This window comes from Streptomyces sp. NPDC091412 (genome assembly GCF_044756885.1).
GTDB lineage: Bacteria > Actinomycetota > Actinomycetes > Streptomycetales > Streptomycetaceae > Streptomyces.
Window position 1 is genome coordinate 430,214 of sequence record NZ_JBIVTV010000002.1, and the last position, 18,723, is coordinate 448,936.

General features: G+C 71.7%; 18 protein-coding genes. 11 read left to right on the forward strand and 7 right to left on the reverse strand.

The genetic code is table 11. The features are described from left to right. Positions 1–16 precede the first annotated feature (16 nt). From ACIQMV_RS06085 to ACIQMV_RS06100, 4 genes are all read right to left on the reverse strand, one after another. Complete coding sequence (locus tag ACIQMV_RS06085; protein ID WP_141358554.1) at positions 17–340, reverse strand: multidrug efflux SMR transporter; 324 nt, start codon at positions 338–340, stop codon at positions 17–19. A gap of 120 nt (positions 341–460) precedes the next feature. Beyond that, positions 461–1,471 (reverse strand): ribosome small subunit-dependent GTPase A, encoded by a 1,011-nt coding sequence (rsgA, locus tag ACIQMV_RS06090; RefSeq protein ID WP_402591475.1) that lies wholly within the window; start codon positions 1,469–1,471, stop codon positions 461–463. A gap of 18 nt (positions 1,472–1,489) precedes the next feature. Beyond that, positions 1,490–2,806, reverse strand: coding sequence for a 3-phosphoshikimate 1-carboxyvinyltransferase (aroA, locus tag ACIQMV_RS06095; RefSeq protein ID WP_402591477.1), 1,317 nt, complete (start codon positions 2,804–2,806; stop codon positions 1,490–1,492). 157 nt (positions 2,807–2,963) lie between these two features. Then, the gene (locus ACIQMV_RS06100; protein WP_225075492.1) at positions 2,964–3,686 is read right to left on the reverse strand and encodes a M50 family metallopeptidase; all 723 of its coding nucleotides are present in this window, start codon (positions 3,684–3,686) and stop codon (positions 2,964–2,966) included. Between the two features lie 50 nt (positions 3,687–3,736). Between ACIQMV_RS06100 and ACIQMV_RS06105 the strand changes: the two genes are divergently transcribed. The 10 genes from ACIQMV_RS06105 (at position 3,737) to ACIQMV_RS06150 (ending at position 14,087) form a co-directional block, all read left to right on the forward strand. Further along, positions 3,737–4,552 carry an SOS response-associated peptidase gene (locus ACIQMV_RS06105; RefSeq protein WP_402591479.1) on the forward strand — a complete coding sequence of 272 codons (816 nt, stop codon included), beginning with the start codon at positions 3,737–3,739 and terminating at the stop codon, positions 4,550–4,552. Positions 4,553–4,580: 28 nt separating this feature from the next. Next, positions 4,581–5,231: an alpha/beta family hydrolase gene (locus tag ACIQMV_RS06110; protein WP_402591927.1), complete on the forward strand. Its 651-nt coding sequence runs from the start codon at positions 4,581–4,583 to the stop codon at positions 5,229–5,231. 255 nt (positions 5,232–5,486) lie between these two features. Then, entirely contained in the window at positions 5,487–6,182 is a 696-nt protein-coding gene (sigR, locus tag ACIQMV_RS06115; protein ID WP_216372773.1) for an RNA polymerase sigma factor SigR, read from the forward strand. Continuing rightward, positions 6,179–6,490 (forward strand): mycothiol system anti-sigma-R factor, encoded by a 312-nt coding sequence (gene rsrA, locus ACIQMV_RS06120; RefSeq protein WP_402591482.1) that lies wholly within the window; start codon positions 6,179–6,181, stop codon positions 6,488–6,490. The genes sigR and rsrA overlap by 4 nt, the downstream gene beginning before the upstream one ends. A 249-nt stretch (positions 6,491–6,739) precedes the next feature. Then, a complete protein-coding gene (locus ACIQMV_RS06125; RefSeq protein ID WP_402591484.1) occupies positions 6,740–8,206 on the forward strand; it encodes an HD-GYP domain-containing protein in 1,467 nt (488 codons plus the stop codon). Then, positions 8,203–9,441, forward strand: a complete 1,239-nt coding sequence (locus ACIQMV_RS06130) for an HD-GYP domain-containing protein (protein WP_402591485.1) — start codon at positions 8,203–8,205, stop codon at positions 9,439–9,441. Before ACIQMV_RS06125 ends, ACIQMV_RS06130 begins: the two co-directional genes overlap by 4 nt. A 105-nt stretch (positions 9,442–9,546) precedes the next feature. Then, on the forward strand, positions 9,547–10,527 hold the full coding sequence (locus tag ACIQMV_RS06135; protein WP_225075496.1) for a hypothetical protein: 981 nt from the start codon (positions 9,547–9,549) through the stop codon (positions 10,525–10,527). Between the two features lie 163 nt (positions 10,528–10,690). After that, positions 10,691–11,341, forward strand: a complete 651-nt coding sequence (gene def / locus ACIQMV_RS06140; protein WP_401778270.1) for a peptide deformylase — start codon at positions 10,691–10,693, stop codon at positions 11,339–11,341. 290 nt (positions 11,342–11,631) lie between these two features. After that, positions 11,632–12,717, forward strand: coding sequence for an epi-isozizaene synthase (gene cyc1, locus ACIQMV_RS06145; RefSeq protein WP_402591486.1), 1,086 nt, complete (start codon positions 11,632–11,634; stop codon positions 12,715–12,717). Next, positions 12,714–14,087, forward strand: coding sequence for a cytochrome P450 (locus tag ACIQMV_RS06150; protein WP_402591487.1), 1,374 nt, complete (start codon positions 12,714–12,716; stop codon positions 14,085–14,087). The genes cyc1 and ACIQMV_RS06150 overlap by 4 nt, the downstream gene beginning before the upstream one ends. A 21-nt stretch (positions 14,088–14,108) precedes the next feature. On the opposite strand, the gene ACIQMV_RS06155 is transcribed toward ACIQMV_RS06150, so the two are convergent. Further along, positions 14,109–15,074: a helix-turn-helix domain-containing protein gene (locus ACIQMV_RS06155; protein ID WP_402591488.1), complete on the reverse strand. Its 966-nt coding sequence runs from the start codon at positions 15,072–15,074 to the stop codon at positions 14,109–14,111. A gap of 93 nt (positions 15,075–15,167) precedes the next feature. Between ACIQMV_RS06155 and ACIQMV_RS06160 the strand changes: the two genes are divergently transcribed. After that, positions 15,168–15,422 (forward strand): hypothetical protein, encoded by a 255-nt coding sequence (locus tag ACIQMV_RS06160; RefSeq protein WP_402591489.1) that lies wholly within the window; start codon positions 15,168–15,170, stop codon positions 15,420–15,422. Here the strand turns inward: ACIQMV_RS06160 and ACIQMV_RS06165 are convergent. Both ACIQMV_RS06165 and ACIQMV_RS06170 read right to left on the reverse strand, forming a co-directional pair. Then, positions 15,335–16,348: a ribonucleotide-diphosphate reductase subunit beta gene (locus ACIQMV_RS06165; protein ID WP_141358523.1), complete on the reverse strand. Its 1,014-nt coding sequence runs from the start codon at positions 16,346–16,348 to the stop codon at positions 15,335–15,337. The two genes, ACIQMV_RS06160 and ACIQMV_RS06165, sit on opposite strands and share 88 nt — an antisense overlap. Continuing rightward, complete coding sequence (locus tag ACIQMV_RS06170; RefSeq protein WP_402591491.1) at positions 16,348–18,714, reverse strand: ribonucleoside-diphosphate reductase subunit alpha; 2,367 nt, start codon at positions 18,712–18,714, stop codon at positions 16,348–16,350. Before ACIQMV_RS06170 ends, ACIQMV_RS06165 begins: the two co-directional genes overlap by 1 nt. Positions 18,715–18,723: the final 9 nt, after the last annotated feature.

Genomic DNA, 18,723 nt, shown 5'->3' on the forward strand with positions numbered 1-18,723 from the left:
CCTCCGCGCCGTCGTGTCAGTGCGCGGAACCGGACAGCTGGAGCCCGATCACCCCGATGACGACCAGGCTGATCGACACGAGCTTCAGCGTGGAGACCAGGTCGCCGAGGAAGACCATGCCGTAGATCGCGGTGCCCGCCGCGCCGATGCCGGTCCACACCGCGTACGCGGGGCCCACGTCGAGCTTCTTCAGGGACAGGGTGAGCAGACCGAAACTGCCCAGGGCGAAGCAGCAGAAGGCGATGGTCGGCCAGAGCCGGGTGAAGCCGTGCGACAGCTTCAGGCACACGGCGAAGCCGGTCTCGAGCAACCCGGCAACGATGACCAGCAGCCACGCCATGTGCTGTCCTCCCGTGGGTCCGCATGCCGTGACCGCTCGGTCGTGCTTGGGGCAGGTCATGATCCGGCTCCGTGCGATTATGCACTTGCCGGACCGCACCGCACCCAAACAACGCGGAGGTCAGTCGCCTTCCTTGCGCTCCCGCGTGGCCAGCAGCCGGCGCAGCGAGTACAGCCGGGCCGGGTCCGCGTGCCCCTCGGCGACCCACGCGTCCAGCGCGCAGTCCGGCTCGTCGTGACTGCACGCGCGCGGGCAGCCCTCGGTGCCCGGTTCCAGGTCGGGGAAGGCGTGGATGACCCGGAACGGATCGATGTGCGCGAGCCCGAACGACCGTACGCCCGGGGTGTCCACGACCCAGCCGGCCGCGCCCGCCAGCGGCAGCGCGAGCGCGGAGGTGGTGGTGTGCCGGCCCCGGCCGGTCACCGCGTTCACATGTCCCGTCACCCGCCGCCGCTCCGCCGGCACCAGCGCGTTGACGAGTGTCGTCTTGCCCACGCCGGAGTGGCCGACGAACGCCGTGACCTTCCCGTCGAGATGCTCGCGCACCCGGTCCGCGGCGGCGCCGGCGTCCAGCTCCGCACGGCTCGTGACGACGTAGGGGATGTCCAGATCCCCGTACAGCTCCAGGAGTTTGTCCGGCGGGGCCAGGTCCGACTTCGTCAGGACCAGCAGCGGCTCCAGACCGCCGTCGTACGCCGCGACCAGGCAGCGGTCGATCAGCCGGGGGCGCGGTTCGGGGTCGGCGAGCGCGGTGACGATGGCCAGTTGGTCGGCGTTCGCGACGACCACGCGCTCGTAGGGGTCGTCGTCGTCCGCGGTGCGGCGCAGGACCGAGCCGCGCTTCTCGATGCGGACGATGCGCGCGAGGGTGTCCTTCGTCCCGGACAGGTCACCGACCAGGGCCACCCGGTCGCCCACGACGGCGGCCTTGCGGCCGAGTTCGCGGGCCTTCATGGCGACGACCGCGCGGCCGTCGACGAGGCACGTCAGCCGTCCCCGGTCGACGGTGAGGACCATGCCCTCGGCGGCGTCCTCGTGCTTGGGGCGGATGTTCGTGCGCGGCCGGTTGCCCTTGCGGTTGGGGCGGCTGCGGATGTCGTCCTCGTCGGTGTGCTTGCCGTAGCGGCGCATGGCGTGATCCCCGCGTCCCTACGCCCCGAGCATCCCGGTCCACAGGTCCGGGAAGTCCGGCAGTGTCTTCGCCGTCGTCGCCACGTCCTCGATCTGCACGCCCTCGACCGCGAGGCCGATGATCGCGCCGGCCGTCGCCATGCGGTGGTCCTCGTAGGTGTGGAAGACCCCGCCGTGCAGGCGGCGCGGGCGGATGTGCAGGCCGTCGGCCGTCTCGGTCACGTCACCGCCGAGTTCGTTGATCTCCTTGGTCAGCGCGGCCAGGCGGTCGGTCTCGTGCAGCCGCAGATGGGCCACGCCCCGCAGGGTCGAGGGCGAGTCCGCGAGCGCGGCGACGGCCGCGATGCCCGGGGTCAGCTCGCCGACCTCGCCGAGGTCGACGTCGATGCCGTGGACAGCACCCGAACCGGTGAACACCAGGCCGTAGTCGGTGAGTTCGCAGGAACCCCCCATCTCGGTGAAGATCTGCCGCAGCCGGTCACCCGGCTGGGTCGTCCGGGCCGGCCAGTCGGGGACGACGACCTTGCCGCCGGTCACCAGCGCCGCCGCGAGGAAGGGCTGGGCGTTGGACAGGTCGGGCTCCACGACCAGGTCCCGGCCGAGCAGGGCGCCCGGGGTGACCCGCCAGACGTTCGGCTCGCCGCCCGACTCGGGGGTGTCCACCTGTGCGCCGACCGCCCGCAGCATGTCGACCGTCATCCGGATGTGCGGCAGCGACGGCAGCGACGACCCGGTGTGCCGGACCTCCACGCCCTGGTTGAAGCGCGGTCCGGACAGCAGCAGGGCGCTGACGAACTGGGACGAGGAGGAGGCGTCGATCTCCACCGGCCCGCCGTCCAGCGCGCCGCTGCCGTGCACGGTCATCGGCAGCGCGCCGCGGCCGTCGTCGTCGATCCGGGCGCCGAGGACGCGCAGCGCGTCGATGACGCCGTTCAGCGGACGCTCGTACGACCGCGGGTCGCCGTCGAAGCGGATGGGGCCGTCGGCCAGCGCGGCGACCGGCGGCAGGAAGCGCATCACCGTGCCGGCGTTGCCGACGTCGACCGTGGCCGGGCCGTGCAGCCCCGCGGGGATCACGCGCCAGGCCTCCCCGGTGCCGTCCGGCCCCACGCCCTCGTCGATGCCGACGCCCATGGCCCGCAGCGCGCCGGCCATCAGCAGCGTGTCGCGGGAGCGCAGCGGGCGGCGCAGCCAGCCCGGCTCGGAGGCGAGGGCGGCGAGCACCAGGGCGCGGTTGGTGACGGACTTCGACCCCGGCACGTGGACCGTCGCGTCGACGGCTCCGCTCGCGTGCGGGGCGGGCCAGAGGGCGGTGTGCGCGGGGTTCGGGGCCATGGTCCCCACCTTAGGGCCTGTTCCGAGTTCGCTGCCTGCGCCCCGGCGCCCGGTACGCACGCTCGGCGCGGTGCCGCCGGAGAGGTGGCTCCGCCACGTGACCTGCGACACCGTGCCCGGCGACGAGGGACGGACGAGGGAGAGCGGAGGGACCGCCTCACCCCGTCAGCAGCCACCGCCCGCCGCCGATCAGCGAGCACAGCGACACCGCGTGGAACAGGAACAGCCACAGCGCCGCCGGGACGTGCGTCAGCCGCGACAACTGGTCCGCGTCCGAGTCCCCGGCGCCCCCGCGCGCCCGCTTGGCCTGGAGCTCGAAGGCCGGGCGCACCCCGCCGAGCAGCAGGAACCACACCACCGCGTACGCGAACGCGGCCTGTACCTGGGGCCCGGTCAGCCAGGACACCAGCAGGAACGTGCCGCCGGTGAGGAGCACGGTGAGCGCCCCGTAGGCGTTGCGGATCATCACCAGCATCGCGACCAGCAGCGCCGTGGCCACCCACAGCAGCAGCGTGATGCGACCGGTGGCGAGCAGGGCCGCGCCGCCCAGGCCCAGCAGCGGGGGAGCGGTGTAGCCGGCCGCCGCCGTGAGGATCATGCCGATGCCGTGCGGCTTGCCCCGGCTGACGGTCAGGCCGCTGGTGTCGGAGTGCAGGCGTATGCCGGTCAGGGTGCGTCCGGTGAGCAGCGCCACCAGCCCGTGCCCGCCCTCGTGCGCGATGGTGATCGCGTTGCGCGAGACGCGCCACAGGCCGTGCGGGACGACCACTGCGAGCGCGGCGGCCGCGGTGACGAGCACCACCCACACGTCGGGATCGGGCTGGGTGCCGACGAGCCGGTCCCAGAGATCGGGCAGCGCGGTGGCGGCGAGGATGTCCATGTTTCCGAGTGGCTCCCTGTCCGTGTGCGCGGTCTGGCAGTGTTGCACGTATGTGTGGACGGTATGCAGCGAGTCGCGGCCCCGAGGACCTCGCGGGGGTCTTCGAGATCCAGAAGTGGGACCCGGAGGAGACCCTGGAGCCCGACTACAACGTGGCCCCGACCAAGGAGGTCCACGTCGTCCTGGACCGTCCCTTGAAGGACGCGGACGACCGCCGCCCGGTTCGCCAGGTGCGGAAGCTGAGGTGGGGGCTCGTCCCGTCCTGGTCGAAGTCCCCCGAGGGCGCCGCCCGGATGATCAACGCGCGCGCGGAGACCGTGCACGAGAAGCCGTCGTACCGCCGCGCCTTCGCCACCCGGCGCTGTGTCGTGCCCGCCGACGGCTACTACGAGTGGGTCACCGGCACCCAGGAGCGGGACCTGGAAGTCGAGGGCAGGCGCAAGCGGCCGCGCAAGCAGCCCTACTTCGTGACCCCGGCCGACGGATCGGTCTTCGCGATGGCCGGGCTCTACGAGTTCTGGCGGGACCGGACACTGCCCGACGACCACCCGCGGGCCTGGTGGGCGACCTGCTCGGTGATCACCACGGACGCCGAGCGGACCCCGCTGGCGGTGGCCCCGGCCGAGGGCCCGCGCTCGCTGGCGGACATCCACCCCCGGATGCCGCTGATGCTGACCCCGGACCGCTGGGACGCCTGGCTGGACCCGGCCCGCACCGACCCGGACGAACTGCGCGCGCTGCTCACCCCGCCGGCCCCCGGCCTGATGCGCGCCTACCCGGTGTCCACGGCCGTCAGCAACGTCCGCAACAACGGACCGGAGCTGCTCGAGGAGCTCGCGGCACCGGAAGAGGGCACACTCTTCTGACGTGAGCGACGTGGGCGACGCGAGCAACATGAACGACATGAACATGAGCGACGTGAGCGAGATCGTCGAGACGGAAGCGGGCGCGGCCCGGATCACCTGGCACCCGGCCCACGGGGCACGCCTGGTGCTCGCCGTGAGCCACGGAGCCGGCGGCGGTGTCGGGGCCCGCGACCTCCAGGCCCTGGCGCGCACACTCCCGGCGCACGGGGTCACCGTCGCGCTGGTCGAGCAGCCCTGGCGGGTGGCGGGCAAGAAGGTGGCGCCCGCGCCGCGGACGCTGGACGCCGGCTGGCGCGGCCTGTGGCCCGCCCTCACCGGGCCGGGGCTGCCGGTGGTCGCCGGCGGCCGGAGCGCCGGGGCGCGCGTCGCCTGCCGTACGGCGGCCGAACTGGGCGCGCACGCCGTGCTCGCCCTCAGCTTCCCGCTGCACCCGCCGGGCAGGCCCGAGAGGTCCCGCGCCGACGAACTGCTCGGCGCGGGGGTGCCCACGCTCGTCGTCCAGGGTGGCAACGACCCGTTCGGCAGGCCCGGGGAGTTCCCGGAGGGTTCCTACCGGCTCGTCGAGGTGCCGTACGGCGATCACGCCTTCGCCGTGCCGAAGCGGGCGGGGATCACGCAGGACCAGGTCCTGGAGATCATCACCGAGGGCGTCGCCCAGTGGACCGCGTCACTCCCGTGACTCCCGGGAATGCCTGGCGGACCGCCGCTGTTGAGCGGGTCAGTAGTGCCGCTCAGCGGCGCCGACGTCACACGAGAGGGAGTCCGCCGCATGGGTTCGACCGTTTGCCCGAGCCGCAGCAGCCGCACTGACCTGGACTGGACGGTGCTGCACGCGGCGAGGACCGCTCCTGTTCGAGCGGCGGCAGGCACGGGTCGTCGTCTATCCTCCGATTCGAGTGGAACCGCATTCGGTGCCACGACATCGCTTGAGGAGGTGGGTCCGGTTCCCGGTACCGACGCAGGGACCGACAACGGCCAGGCGGAGCAGCCCGAGGGCCGGGGCACGAGCGTGGGCGCATCCGTGGAGTCGACGGCCCAGCGCAGCGCGCGCTTCGAGCGGGACGCGCTGGAATTCCTCGACCAGATGTACTCGGCCGCCCTGCGCATGACGCGCAACCCGGCCGACGCCGAGGACCTGGTGCAGGAGACGTACGCCAAGGCGTACGCGTCCTTCCACCAGTTCCGTGAGGGCACGAACCTCAAGGCGTGGCTGTACCGGATCCTCACCAACACCTTCATCAACTCCTACCGCAAGAAGCAGCGCGAGCCGCAGCGCAGTGCCGCCGAGGAGATCGAGGACTGGCAGCTCGCCCGTGCCGAGTCGCACATGTCGACCGGTCTGCGCTCCGCCGAGTCGCAGGCGCTCGACCACCTGCCCGACTCGGACGTGAAGGAAGCGCTTCAGGCGATCCCCGAGGAATTCCGCATCGCCGTCTACCTCGCGGACGTAGAAGGCTTTGCGTACAAGGAGATCGCGGACATCATGGGGACACCCATCGGGACGGTGATGTCCCGGCTGCACCGGGGCCGCCGTCAACTGCGCGGCATGCTCGAGGACTACGCCCGCGAGCGCGGACTGGTCCCGGCCGGCGCCGGAGAGTCGAACGAAGCGAAAGGCTCGGGCTCATGAGCTGCGGAGACCCGCACGAGACGGACTGCAGTGAGGTACTCGACCACCTCTACGAGTTCCTCGACAGTGAGATGCCGGACATCGATCGCACCAAGTTCGAGCACCACTTCGAGGAGTGCTCGCCGTGCCTGGAGAAGTACGGCCTGGAGCAGGCCGTGAAGAAGCTGGTCAAGCGGTGCTGCGGACATGACGACGTCCCCGCCGACCTGCGTGCCAAGGTCATGGGCCGGATCGATCTGATCCGCTCCGGCCAGACCGTCCCCGAGCACGACGTGACCGCGGCACCGGTGACTCAGCACGAGTCCTGACCCGTCGCGCGCGGACACCCGCGCGGCGCCCCGTCGGCTCCCTTCGCGCCTGCCGCCCGCACCCGGCACCGCCCGCACCCCGTGCTCGCACAGACGTCGGACGCGCCTCGGACATGCTTGCGGATCCGCTTCGGGCACCCACCCGGACGCTCTTCACCCGAACGTGCTAATCCCCGGGTCTTCGGCCCGTGGACTTCCGGCTGTGCGCCCTACGCTCCCAGGGGAGAGGCATGACGGGGGAGGGGCGGCATGGAGGCGGTTCCACCGCGGGCCCGTGCGTACGTCGCCTGTGCCGCCCTCGGTGCCCTGGCCTGTCTGCTGCCGCTGCCGGTGACACACACCTCCTGGCGGGCGGTCGCCCTGCTCACCACGGTGTACGCCGGGTGCAGGCAGTTCGCCCGGTTCGGCTTCGCCGGACCCTTCTACCCCGTACTGCTCGCGGCGGCCTTCCTGCTGCCGCCGCCCGCCGCCGCGCTCGTCCCGCTGCCCGGCGTCCTGTTCGCCCGCGCCGGACGGCGGCCCGAGGGGCTGCGCCGGATCTGGCGGGCCGCGCAGCTCGCCCTCGCGGTGTGGGCGGCCGCCCGGGTGCACGGGGCGCTGGGCGGCCGGGACGCCGTCGGCGGATGCGACTTCCCCTACGTCCTGCTCCCCGCGGGTGCCGCCGTGCTCGCCTTCTGCCTGGTGCTGACGGCCCTGGACGGCGGGGTCCTCGCGCTCGCCGAGCACGTGCCGGTACGGCGGGCCTGGCAGGGGATGTTCGCCCGGTCGCCTGCGCCCATCGCGGTGCACGGGCTCGCGGGACTGATGATGGCCGTGCTGTGGCGCAGCCCCTACGGGCCGGTCGCCGCGCTGCTCGTGCTGCTGCCGATGTGCGTGTCCGGCTGGGTGTACGCCCAGTACCACCGGGAGCGGTCCGCGCACCGGGCCACCATCCGCGCGCTGGTGCAGGCCGTCGACATCAAGGACGGCTACACGCGCGGGCACAGCGAGCGGGTGGGCCAGGCCTCCATGATGATCGCGCGCGAGCTCGGCATGGACGACGAGCGGGTCGAGGTGCTGCGGTTCGCCGGCATCCTGCACGACGTGGGCAAGCTGGGCGTCCCCACCCGGCTGCTGCGCAAGGACGGGCCGCTGACCCCCGAGGAGCGGCGCGTGATCGAGCTGCACCCCGAGTACGGGCACGAGATGGTGCGCGGGATCTCCTTCCTGGGCGAGGCACGCTCGGCGATCCTGCACCACCACGAACGACTCGACGGAGGCGGCTACCCGTACGGGCTGACAGGTGGTCAGATCCCCGAGAGCGCACGCGTGGTGGCCGTCGCGGACGCCTTCGACGCGATGACGTCCACCCGGTCCTACCGGCGGGCCCGGCCGGTGCCCGCAGCGCTGGCGGAGCTGGAGCGCTGCGCGGGGAGTCAGTTCGACCCGCGGATGGTCACGGCGCTGGTCCGGGCCCTGGACCGGTACGGCTGGCACCCGGCGGTCACCGCGCAGGACGGTACGCCCGTGGCCCCGACGGCACCGTTCCGTGCCGTCCCCGGCACCACGGGCCCGGCGGCGGCTCCCGGCGGCGCGGAGGACTCGCCCGTCGTTCCGGCGGCGGGGGCCGCCGCCGACGACGGCGGTCCCGGCGGCGTGCCGGAGCGGTCCGCGGGCGGTGGTCCCGGCGGCGCGTCGGAGCGGTCCGGGGGCGGCCGGCCGGAAGCCCGTCGATGAGCCGGTCCCTCCTGCTGCTCCTCATCCGCGGCTCGGCGGCCCTGGTCGCGCTGCTGTCCCTCGCCGTCACCCTGTGGACCGGCCTCGAGGAACGCGGGGCCGCCCTCGCCTTCGGGCTGCTGGTCCTCGTCGGCGAACTCACCCGGTGGACCGGGTCGGAGGCCCGGGAGGCCGCGCCGCTCGGCGCCGCCGGGGCGCTGTCGTACGCCCTGCTGGGCGAGGACGCCGGCCGATCCAGCCACCACGGGGCCTTCCAGGTCGTCGCCGTGGTGCTCGCCGCCTGCCTGCTGGGCGGTGTGCCGCACATCGCGCGCGGGTGCGGGCGGACGCTCGACCACCTCGTGCGGCGGATCCTCACCGTCGCCTTCGCCGCCGTCTGCTTCCAACCCCTCTACGGCAAAGGGGTGTTCCGGGGGTGGGTCGGCCCGGCGTACGCCCTGCTGCTGCTCGCGCTCCTGGTGCTCACCGCGCTGTGCGGCACCGTGCTCGCCGCCGCGCAGGCGCACTGCCGCACCCGGTGGCCGTTCGGCCCGCTGCTGCGGGAGGAGCTGCGCAGCCTGCTCGGGATCGGCTCGGCGGTGTGCGCGACCGGCGCGGTCATGGCCCTCGCCGTCGCCGTGGCCGGACTGTGGGCGCTGCCCGTGTTCTCGTTGCCGCTGCTGCTCACCCAGCTGTCCCTCAGACGGTACGCGGCCGTGCGGAGGACCTACCGGCAGACCATCGCCTCCCTGGCCCGGGCCACCGAGGTCGCCGGGTACACCCCGGCCGGGCACGCCCGGCGGGTGGCCGCGCTCAGCCGGGCCGTGGGCCGGGACCTGGGCCTGACCGAACCGGAGCTGACCGTGCTGGAGCACGCGGCCCTGATGCACGACATCGGGCAGCTCAGCCTGGTCGACCCGGTGCCCGCCGGGGCCACCGTGGGGCTGCCCGCCGAGGAGCAGCGGCGGATCGCGCTGCTCGGCGGGGCCGTGGTGCGGCAGACCGGGGTCGACTCCCGGGTCGCGGTGGTGGTGGAGCGGCAGGCCGACCCCTGCCGGGAGCAGCCGCTGCCCGCGCGGATCGTGCGGGCGGTCAACGCCTACGAGGAGAAGGCGCGCGACGCCGGGCCCGGCGGCCCGCTCAGGGCCCTGGAGGAACTGCGGCTGGCGGGGGCCGGCGCGTACGCCCCCGAGGTGGTGGAGTCGCTGGGCCGGGTGCTGTCGCGGGACGGCCTGACGGTTCCCGCCGAGGGGTAACCCATGGGTAATGAGCGTCCCTCCAGCCGTACGTGGTTGGATGCGAATGAGAGGGTGTCCGGGGGCAGAAGCCGACCCACTCGACGGAACTGGCAGGCGGGAATCGTGAGGATCTTCGGCAAGGGACGGCACCGGCCCTCCGCCTCCTGGCGGCAGGCCACCGACCGGGCGTTCACGCTGATCGGCGACGGCCGGTACGAGGACGCGGGCGCGCTGCTGACACGCGCCGCCGACCTGGAGCCCTGGCTGGCCGAGTCCTGGTTCAACCTCGCCCTGCTGCACAAGTTCCGGCACGACTGGGAGCAGGCGAGGGCGGCGGGCCTGCGGGCCGTGGCCCTGCTGGAGAAGGAGACCGGGGCGCCCGACTGGTGGAACGTCGGCATCGCCGCCACCGCACTCCAGGACTGGCCGCTGGCCCGGCGGGCCTGGCAGGCGTACGGACTGAAGGTGCCCGGAGGCGCGGCCGCCGCCGGGGAACCGATGGGCATGGAACTGGGCAGCGCGGCCGTGCGGCTGTCGCCGGAGGGCGAGGCCGAGGTGGTCTGGGGTCGGCGCCTGGATCCGGCCCGGATCGAGGTGCTGTCCATCCCGCTGCCCTCCTCGGGGCGGCGCTGGGGCGAGGTCGTACTGCACGACGGCGTGCCCCACGGGGAGCGGACCACCGCGGCCGGCCACACCTACCCCGTGTTCGACGAGATCGAGCTGTGGGCGCCCTCGCCGGTGCCCACCTGGGTGGTCCTGCTGGAGGCCGCCACCGAGGCCGACCGGGACGCGCTGGAGCAGCTCGCCGCCGACGCCGGCTTCGCCGCCGAGGACTGGTCGTCGTCCGTACGGCTGCTGTGCCGGATGTGCTCGGAGTCGCGGATGCCGTCCGACGAGGGCGACGGGGTGCACCTCGATCCGCACGACCACAGCGAGCCGGGGCACCCCGGACCGCTCGGGCACCGCACCGACGGGCAGCTGTGGGTGCCGGAGCGGGAGTGCGGAGTGGCCGCTCCGGCTTCCCTGGTCCGCGGGCTGCTGGACGGGTGGGTGGCCGACAGCCCGGACTCGCGGGACTGGCGGGATCTGGAAGAGGTCTGTTGAGGACGCCGGTCCGCCCCGGGCCCGCGTGCGGGCCCGTTGTGGCCGGCCGAGTCCTCCCGGCACGGTCGCATATCGGACAGTCCTGGGCCGGGTCGGGGGCGCGGGCCCCGTACCCTGTATCAGAATTCACTCCCCGTTCTTGTCAGGAAGGCGTACGTCGGTCATGGCGCAGCAGGACACCGATCAGCAGCACGCGGGCGTGCTCCCCGTCGACGACGAGGGGTACGTCGTCGACACGGAGGACTGCGAGGAGCGCGAGACGGCCTGGCGTGAGCGCGGCACCTCCCGGCCCATCACGGTCGTCGGGAACCCCGTGCTGCACAAGGAGTGCAAGGACGTCACCGACTTCGGCGAGGAGCTCCAGCAGCTGGTCGCCGACATGTTCGCCAGCCAGCACACCGCCGAGGGCGTGGGCCTGGCCGCCAACCAGATCGGCGTGGACCTGAAGGTCTTCGTCTACGACTGCCCGGACGACGAGGGCGCCCGGCACGTCGGGGTCGTCTGCAACCCCCGGCTGGTCGAGCTGCCCGCCGAGCAGCGCCGGCTGGACGACAGCAACGAGGGCTGCCTGTCCGTGCCCACCGCCTACGCTCCGCTCGCCCGCCCCGACTACGCCGAGGTGACCGGGCAGGACGAGCAGGGCAACCCGATCAAGGTGCGGGGCACCGGCTACTTCGCGCGGTGCCTCCAGCACGAGACGGACCACCTCTACGGCTACCTCTACATCGACCGGCTCTCCAAGCGTGAGCGCAAGGACGCCCTGCGGCAGATGGCCGAGAACGAGCCGCGCTACCCCGTGGTCGCCAACGACTGACCCCCTGCCGCCCGTTGGGGCGCGAGTGGCCTGTGCACACGGCGCCCGACCGGAACGTCCGGTCGGGCGCCGTACTTGTGTCCGTCACGCATTCGATCCCTTGTGCGCTTCTGGTGATTCGTAATCAGTCACACAAGGGGAGATTCTCGGCATCCCGGGGTGATGAATGGAGCAAATCCATTCCCAGAACGGTCAGTTGTGGTGCTGAATGGGGGTGCGGAGATACGCGACGGCGTGCGCCCGGCACGGCGGAAGGGTGTGCGCCACCGGCGGCTGAGAGGGGTTTGTTCGTGCCAGCTTTCCCATACAGCACCACACCGACAACGACAGCGGTCACAGTCCCACCAACGCTCGCGCTTCCGGTGATCGAGGCCGAGTTTCCCAGGCAGTTGCACGGGTATTGGCCCCAACTCCAGGAGAAGACACGCGGCTGGCTGCTGGAAAAGCGGCTCATGTCCGCGGACAAGGTGGAGGAACACGCCGACAGCCTCTGCTACACGGACCTCATGGCGGGGTACTACATCGGCGCCCCCGACGAGGTGGTCCAGGCGATAGCGGACTTCAGCGCGTGGTTCTTCCTCTGGGACGACCGTCAGGACCGCGACGTCGTCCACGGGCGGCCGGCCGCCTGGGAGCGGCTGTGCCGCGCGCTGCACACGGCCCTGGACTCCCCCCAGGACCACCTGCACCACCAGGACGCCCTGGTCGCGGGGTTCGCGGACAGTGTGCTGCGCTTCTACTCGTTCCTGTCGGCGCGGTGGAACGCCCGCTTCGCGCGGCACTTCCACGCGGTGATCGACGCCTATGACCGGGAATTCCAGAACCGCGTCGAGGACGTTGTGCCCACGGTCGAGGAATACCTCGCGCTGCGCCGCTTCACCTTCGCCCACTGGATCTGGACCGATCTGCTGGAGTCGAGCGCCGGCTGTGAACTCCCGGACTCCGTCCGGAAGAATCCCGCGTACCGGCGTCCGGCGCTGCTGAGTCAGGAATTCGCCGCCTGGTACAACGATCTGTGCTCACTGCCCAAGGAAATAGCGGGCGAGGAGGTGCACAACCTCGGGATCAGTCTCGTCAAACACGACGGGCTGAGTCCGGAGGAGGCGATAGCGGAAATGCGCGGGCGCATCGAGGAATGCGTATCTGAATTCGTGCTCGCGGAGCAGGAGGGATTGAGCTTCGCCGACGGCCTCGCGGACGGCACGGTACGGGGAAAGGAACTGAGCGCCGCCGTAAGGGCGTGCCTCGGCAATATGCGGAACTGGTTCAGTTCCGTCTACTGGTTCCACCACGAGTCCGGCCGGTACATGGTCGACAGTTGGGAGGACCCGGCCACACCCCCGTACGTCGACAACGAAGGGGCGGGTGGGAAATGACCGCCGAATCAGTGCAGTCGGAAACCCGGCACAACGCACCGGGACCACAAGAGCCACCGGTGGCCGGGGGCGGGGTGCCGCTCCTCGGCCACGGTCTGAAACTGGTCCGCGATCCGCTGGCCTTCATGTCCCAACTGCGCGACCACGGCGACGTCGTCCGGCTCCAGCTCGGCCCGAAGACGGTGTACGCCGTCACCACGCCCGCCCTCACCGGCGCGGTGGCCCTCAGCCCCGACTACATCATCTCCGGCCCGCTGTGGGAGTCCTTGGAGGGCCTGGTCGGCAAGGAGGGGGTGGCCACCTCCAACGGCGCGCTGCACCGGCGCCAGCGCCGCACCATCCAGCCCGCCTTCCGGCTCGACGCCATCCCCGCCTACGGGCCGGTCATGGAGGAGGAGGCGCACGCGCTGACCGAGCGCTGGCGGCCCGGGGAGACGATCGACTGCGCCTCGGAGGCCTTCCGGATCGCCGTGCGGATCGCGGCCCGCTGCCTGCTGCGCGGCCGGTACATGGACGAGTGCGCCGACCGGCTGTGCGACGCGCTGGCCACCGTCTTCCGCGGGATGTACCAGCGGATGGTGGTGCCGCTCGGGCCGCTGTACCGGCTGCCGCTGCCGGCCAACCGTGAATTCAACCGGGCGCTCGCCGATCTGCATCTCCTCGTCGACGAGATCATCGCCGAGCGCCGGGCATCCGGTCGGAATCCGGACGATTTGCTGACGGCATTGCTGACGGCCAAGGACGACAATGGCGAGCCCATCGGGGAACAGGAGATCCACGACCAGGTGGTCGCGATACTCACCCCGGGCAGCGAAACGGTGGGCGCCACGATCATGTGGCTGCTCCGGGTGCTCGCGATACACCCGGAACACGGTGACCGGATCCGTGCGGAGGTCGAATCCGTCACCGGCGGCCGCCCGGTCGGATTCGACGACGTCCGCAGACTCACACACACCAACAATGTCATCGTGGAGACGATGCGTTTGCGGCCGGCCGTATGGGTATTGACGCGGCGGGCGGTGACCGAAACCGAACTCGGTGGCTATCGCATTCCGGCCGGGGCGGACATCATCTACAGCCCGTACGCCGTCCAGCGAGATCGGCGCTCGTATCCGGACAACCTTGAGTTCGACCCCGACCGCTGGCTTCCGGAACGCGCCAAGGACGTACCGAAATACGCCATGAGCCCGTTCAGCGTGGGCAACCGCAAGTGCCCCAGTGACCACTTCTCGATGGCGCTTTTGAGTCTGTTCACCGCCGCGGTGGCGACGAAGTTCCGCTTCGAGGAGGTTCCCGGTTCGGACGGCACGCCCCGGGTCGGCATCACCCTGCGCCCGGAGAGGATGCTGGTGCGGCCGGTGCTGAGGTGACGTGAGCGGCACGGCGCGCGTTCAGGCGGCCTGCGGGCCCCGGAACGCGCGCCGGTAGGAGTTCGGGGTGGTGCCCAGCGCGCGGACGAACTGGTGCCGCAGCGCCGCCGCGGTCCCGAACCCCGTACGGTCCGCGATCGTGTCCATGGTCTCGTCCGTCGCCTCCAGCAACCGCTGTGCCAGCAGCACGCGTTGGCGCAGCAGCCAGCGGTACGGAGTGGTACCCGTCTCCTGCTGGAAGCGGCGGGCGAAGGTCCGCGGCGACATATGGGCGCGGGCGGCGAGCTGTTCGACGGTGACCTCCTGGTCCAGATGCTGCTCCATCCAGACCAGCACCTCGCCGACCGTGTCGCAGGAGGACTTCGGCAGCGGCCGCTCGATGTACTGGGCCTGCCCGCCGTCGCGATGCGGGGGCACCACCATCCGCCGGGCGATCTTGTTGGCGACCTCCGGGCCCTGTTCCTTGCGCACGATGTGCAGGCAGGCGTCGATACCGGAGGCGGTGCCGGCCGAGGTGATCACCGGGTCCGCGTCCACGTACAGCACGTCCGGCTCGACCATCGCCCGGGGGAAGCGCCGGGCCAGTTCGTCCGCGTGCCTCCAGTGCGCCGCGCAGCGCCGCCCGTCCAGCAGACCGGCGGCGCCCAGCACGAAGACGCCCGAGCAGACGCTGAGCACCCGCGCGCCCCGGTCCACCGCCCGGCGCAGCGCGTCAAGGAGCTCGGGCGGGTAGCCGCGCGAGGTGACGGCGTCGGTGGCCGGCACCGTGATCAGGTCGGCCTCCTCCAGCCGGTCCAGGCCGTGCGGTGTCGAGACCGTGAGGCCGGGGACGTGGGTGCTCAGCGCCGGGCCCTCCGCGGAGACGACCGCGAAGTCGTAGACAGGCAGCCCCTCGTCACTGCGGTCGAGTCCGAACACCTCGCAGACCACGCCGAGCTCGAAGGGGTGCACTCCGTCCAGCAGCACGGTGGCCACGTTTTTCAGCATGGCTCCAGTGTGCCCCCGCGGTGGCAGGATTTTGAAGGTGTACGGCAGTCCTGCCACTCACGGTAAGGAGCGTCCGGCGCCACACTGGTGTCCATGACTACGACACAGCTGCAAGGCCTGATCTCGATGCTCGTCGTCCTCGGACTCCTGGTCCTCATGGTCCTGCCGTCGGTGATCGGCATCGTCCACGACCGACGTGCCGACCGCCGGATCCGCCAGGCCCACGAGGACCGGGAGGCCCGCGAGAGCCGCGACGAGGCTCAGAAGTCCTCGTCCAGGTCGACGGTGCCCTCCACCGCCACCTGGTACGCCGACGGGCGCCGCTCGAAGAAGTTGGTCAGCTCCTGAACGCCCTGGAGCTCCATGAAGGAGAAGGGGTTCTCGGAGCCGTACACCGGAGCGAAGCCGAGGCGCGTCAGGCGCTGATCGGCGACGCACTCCAGGTACTGCCGCATCGAGTCGGTGTTCATCCCCGGGAGGCCGTCACCGCACAGGTCGCGCGCGAACTGCAGCTCGGCCTCGACGGCCTCCCGCAGCATGTCGGTGACCTGCCGCTGGAGGTCCTCGTCGAAGAGGTCCGGCTCCTCCTTGCGCACGGTGTCGACCACGTCGAAGGCGAAGGACATGTGCATCGTCTCGTCACGGAACACCCAGTTGGTGCCGGTGGCCAGACCGTGCAGCAGGCCGCGGCTGCGGAACCAGTAGACGTAGGCGAAGGCGCCGTAGAAGAACAGGCCCTCGATGCACGCGGCGAAGCAGACGAGGTTGAGCAGGAAGCGCCGGCGGTCCGCCTTCGTCTCCAGCTGGTCCAGCTTCTCCACCGAGTCCATCCACTTGAAGCAGAACTCGGCCTTCTCCCGGATGGAGGGGATGTTCTCCACCGCGTCGAAGGCGGCGGCGCGGTCCTCCGGGTCCGGGAGGTAGGTGTCCAGCAGCGTCAGATAGAACTGGACGTGCACGGCCTCCTCGAACAGCTGCCTGCTCAAGTACAGGCGCGCCTCGGGGGAGTTGATGTGCTTGTAGAGCGTGAGCACCAGGTTGTTGGCGACGATCGAGTCGCCCGTCGCGAAGAACGCGACCAGCCGGCCGATGAGGTGCTGCTCGCCCGGGCTCAGCTTGGCGAGGTCGGCGACGTCCGAGTGGAGGTCGACCTCCTCCACGGTCCAGGTGTTCTTGATGGCGTCCCGGTAGCGCTCGTAGAAGTCCGGGTAGCGCATCGGACGGAGCGTCAGCTCGAAGCCGGGGTCGAGCAGGTTCTTGGTCTCGCTGGTCATTACTGGCAGGCCTCGCAGGACTCGGGGTTCTCAAGGGAGCAGGCGATCGCGTCGGCGTCCGGCGCCGCCTGCTGGACGGGGACGGTGGCGGCGGCCTGGGCCCGGGCGGCGCGCGCGATCCGGGTCGCCGGGCGGGACCGCAGGTAGTACGTCGTCTTCAGCCCCTGCCTCCAGGCGTAGGCGTACATCGAGGAGAGCTTGCCGATGGTCGGCGTCTCCAGGAACAGGTTCAGGGACTGGGACTGGTCCAGGAACGCGGTGCGGGCCGCGGCCATGTCGATCAGACCGCGCTGCGGGATCTCCCACGCCGTGCGGTACAGCGTCCGCACGTCCTCGGGGATCCACGCGAAGTCCTGCACCGAGCCGTTCGCCTCGCGCAGCGCCTCGCGGGTGCGGGCGTCCCAGACGCCGAGCGCCTTCAGATCGTTCACCAGGTACGAGTTGACCTGCAGGAACTCCCCGGAGAGCGTCTCGCGCTTGAAGAGGTTGGAGACCTGCGGCTCGATGCACTCGTACACGCCCGCGATCGAGGCGATGGTCGCGGTCGGGGCGATCGCGAGCAGCAGCGAGTTGCGCATGCCGACGGCGGCGATCCGCTCGCGCAGGGCCGCCCAGCGCTCCGGCCAGGTCAGCTCGACGTCGTAGTGGTCGGGGTGCAGCACGCCCTGGGCCGTACGGGTCTTCTCCCACGCGGGCAGCGGGCCGTTGCGCTCGGCGAGGTCGGCGGACGCCTCGTACGCGGCGAGCATGATCCGCTCGGCGATACGGGTGGACAGGGCCTTCGCCTCCGGGGAGTCGAAGGGCAGGCGCAGCTTGAAGAAGACGTCCTGAAGGCCCATGGCGCCCAGGCCCACCGGCCGCCAGCGGGCGTTGGAGCGGCCCGCCTGCTCGGTCGGGTAGAAGTTGATGTCGACCACGCGGTCGAGGAAGGTGACCGCGGTGCGGACGGTCTCGTCCAGCCGCTCCCAGTCGATGTCCCCGCCGGCCACGAACGCGCCGAGGTTGACCGAACCCAGGTTGCACACCGCCGTCTCGCCGTCGTCGGTGACCTCCAGGATCTCCGTGCAGAGGTTGGAGGAGTGGACGACGTGGCCCGGCTGCGCCGTCTGGTTGGCGGTGCGGTTGGCGGCGTCCTTGAAGGTCATCCAGCCGTTGCCGGTCTGCGCGAGGGTGCGCATCATACGGCCGTACAGGTCGCGGGCCGGCATGGTCTTCCTGGCCAGGCCACGCGCCTCCGCGGCGCGGTACGCGGCGTCGAACTCCTCGCCCCACAGGTCGGTCAGCTCCGGCACGTCCGAGGGGGAGAACAGCGACCACTGCCCGTCGGCGTTCACCCGGCGCATGAACTCGTCCGGGACCCAGTGCGCGAGGTTGAGGTTGTGCGTCCGGCGGGCGTCCTCACCGGTGTTGTCGCGCAGCTCCAGGAACTCCTCGATGTCCGAGTGCCAGGTCTCCAGGTAGACCGCGGCGGCACCCTTGCGGCGGCCGCCCTGGTTCACGGCGGCCACCGAGGCGTCCAGGGTCTTCAGGAACGGCACGATGCCGTTGGAGTGCCCGTTGGTGCCGCGGATCAGCGAACCGCGGGAGCGGATGCGGGAGTAGGCGATGCCGATGCCGCCGGCGTGCTTGGACAGCCGCGCGACCTGGAGGTAGCGCTCGTAGATGGAGTCCAGCTCGTCCCTGGGGGAGTCGAGCAGGTAGCAGGACGACATCTGGGGGTGACGCGTACCGGAGTTGAAGAGCGTGGGGGAGGAGGGGAGGTAGTCGAGGCGGCTCATCAATCCGTAGAGCGCCTCGACCTCGTCGGCCGACCGGGCGGTGTCGTCCTGCGCGAGACCCGCCGCGACCCGCAGCAGGAAGTGCTGCGGCGTCTCGATCACCTTGCGGGTGATCGGGTGCCGCAGCAGGTACCGGCTGTGCAGGGTGCGCAGGCCGAAGTAGCCGAAGCGGTCGTCGGCGCCCGGGTCGATCAGCGCGTCGAGGCGGTCGGCGTACCGGCGCGCGAACTCGGCGGTCCGGTCGGCGAGAAGGCCCTCGCGGTGTCCGACGGCGACGGAGTCGGTGAAGGACACGACGCCCTGGGAGGCGGCCTCGGCGCGGATGGCGAGGGTCAGCAGCCTGGCCGCGAGCCGGGAGTAGGCGGGGTCCTCGGAGATGAGCCCGGCGGCCGCCTCCGTGGCCAGCTCGCGCAACTCGGCCTCGTCGGCCCGCGCCGACCGGCCGCGCAGCGCGGCGGCGGCGACCCGGCCGGGGTCGGCGTCGGGGAGGTCGGCGGTCAGCTCGGTCAGGGTCCGCAGCAGTACGGCACCTGGACCGTCGGTTTCCGGAGCTGTGGCTGAAACCGGGTCTGCTGGCGCGATGGTCACGTGGAGCTC

Coding starts and splice junctions, on each gene's coding strand:
- ACIQMV_RS06150 (WP_402591487.1), top strand. CDS start 12,714: ATGACCGCCGAATCAGTGCAGTCGGAAACCCGGCACAACGCACCGGGA.
- def (WP_401778270.1), top strand. CDS start 10,691: ATGGCGCAGCAGGACACCGATCAGCAGCACGCGGGCGTGCTCCCCGTC.
- rsgA (WP_402591475.1), bottom strand. CDS start 1,471: ATGCGCCGCTACGGCAAGCACACCGACGAGGACGACATCCGCAGCCGC.
- rsrA (WP_402591482.1), top strand. CDS start 6,179: ATGAGCTGCGGAGACCCGCACGAGACGGACTGCAGTGAGGTACTCGAC.
- ACIQMV_RS06125 (WP_402591484.1), top strand. CDS start 6,740: ATGGAGGCGGTTCCACCGCGGGCCCGTGCGTACGTCGCCTGTGCCGCC.
- ACIQMV_RS06130 (WP_402591485.1), top strand. CDS start 8,203: ATGAGCCGGTCCCTCCTGCTGCTCCTCATCCGCGGCTCGGCGGCCCTG.
- ACIQMV_RS06110 (WP_402591927.1), top strand. CDS start 4,581: ATGAACGACATGAACATGAGCGACGTGAGCGAGATCGTCGAGACGGAA.
- ACIQMV_RS06160 (WP_402591489.1), top strand. CDS start 15,168: ATGACTACGACACAGCTGCAAGGCCTGATCTCGATGCTCGTCGTCCTC.
- ACIQMV_RS06155 (WP_402591488.1), bottom strand. CDS start 15,074: ATGCTGAAAAACGTGGCCACCGTGCTGCTGGACGGAGTGCACCCCTTC.
- ACIQMV_RS06100 (WP_225075492.1), bottom strand. CDS start 3,686: ATGGACATCCTCGCCGCCACCGCGCTGCCCGATCTCTGGGACCGGCTC.
- ACIQMV_RS06105 (WP_402591479.1), top strand. CDS start 3,737: ATGTGTGGACGGTATGCAGCGAGTCGCGGCCCCGAGGACCTCGCGGGG.
- aroA (WP_402591477.1), bottom strand. CDS start 2,806: ATGGCCCCGAACCCCGCGCACACCGCCCTCTGGCCCGCCCCGCACGCG.
- ACIQMV_RS06085 (WP_141358554.1), bottom strand. CDS start 340: ATGGCGTGGCTGCTGGTCATCGTTGCCGGGTTGCTCGAGACCGGCTTC.
- ACIQMV_RS06165 (WP_141358523.1), bottom strand. CDS start 16,348: ATGACCAGCGAGACCAAGAACCTGCTCGACCCCGGCTTCGAGCTGACG.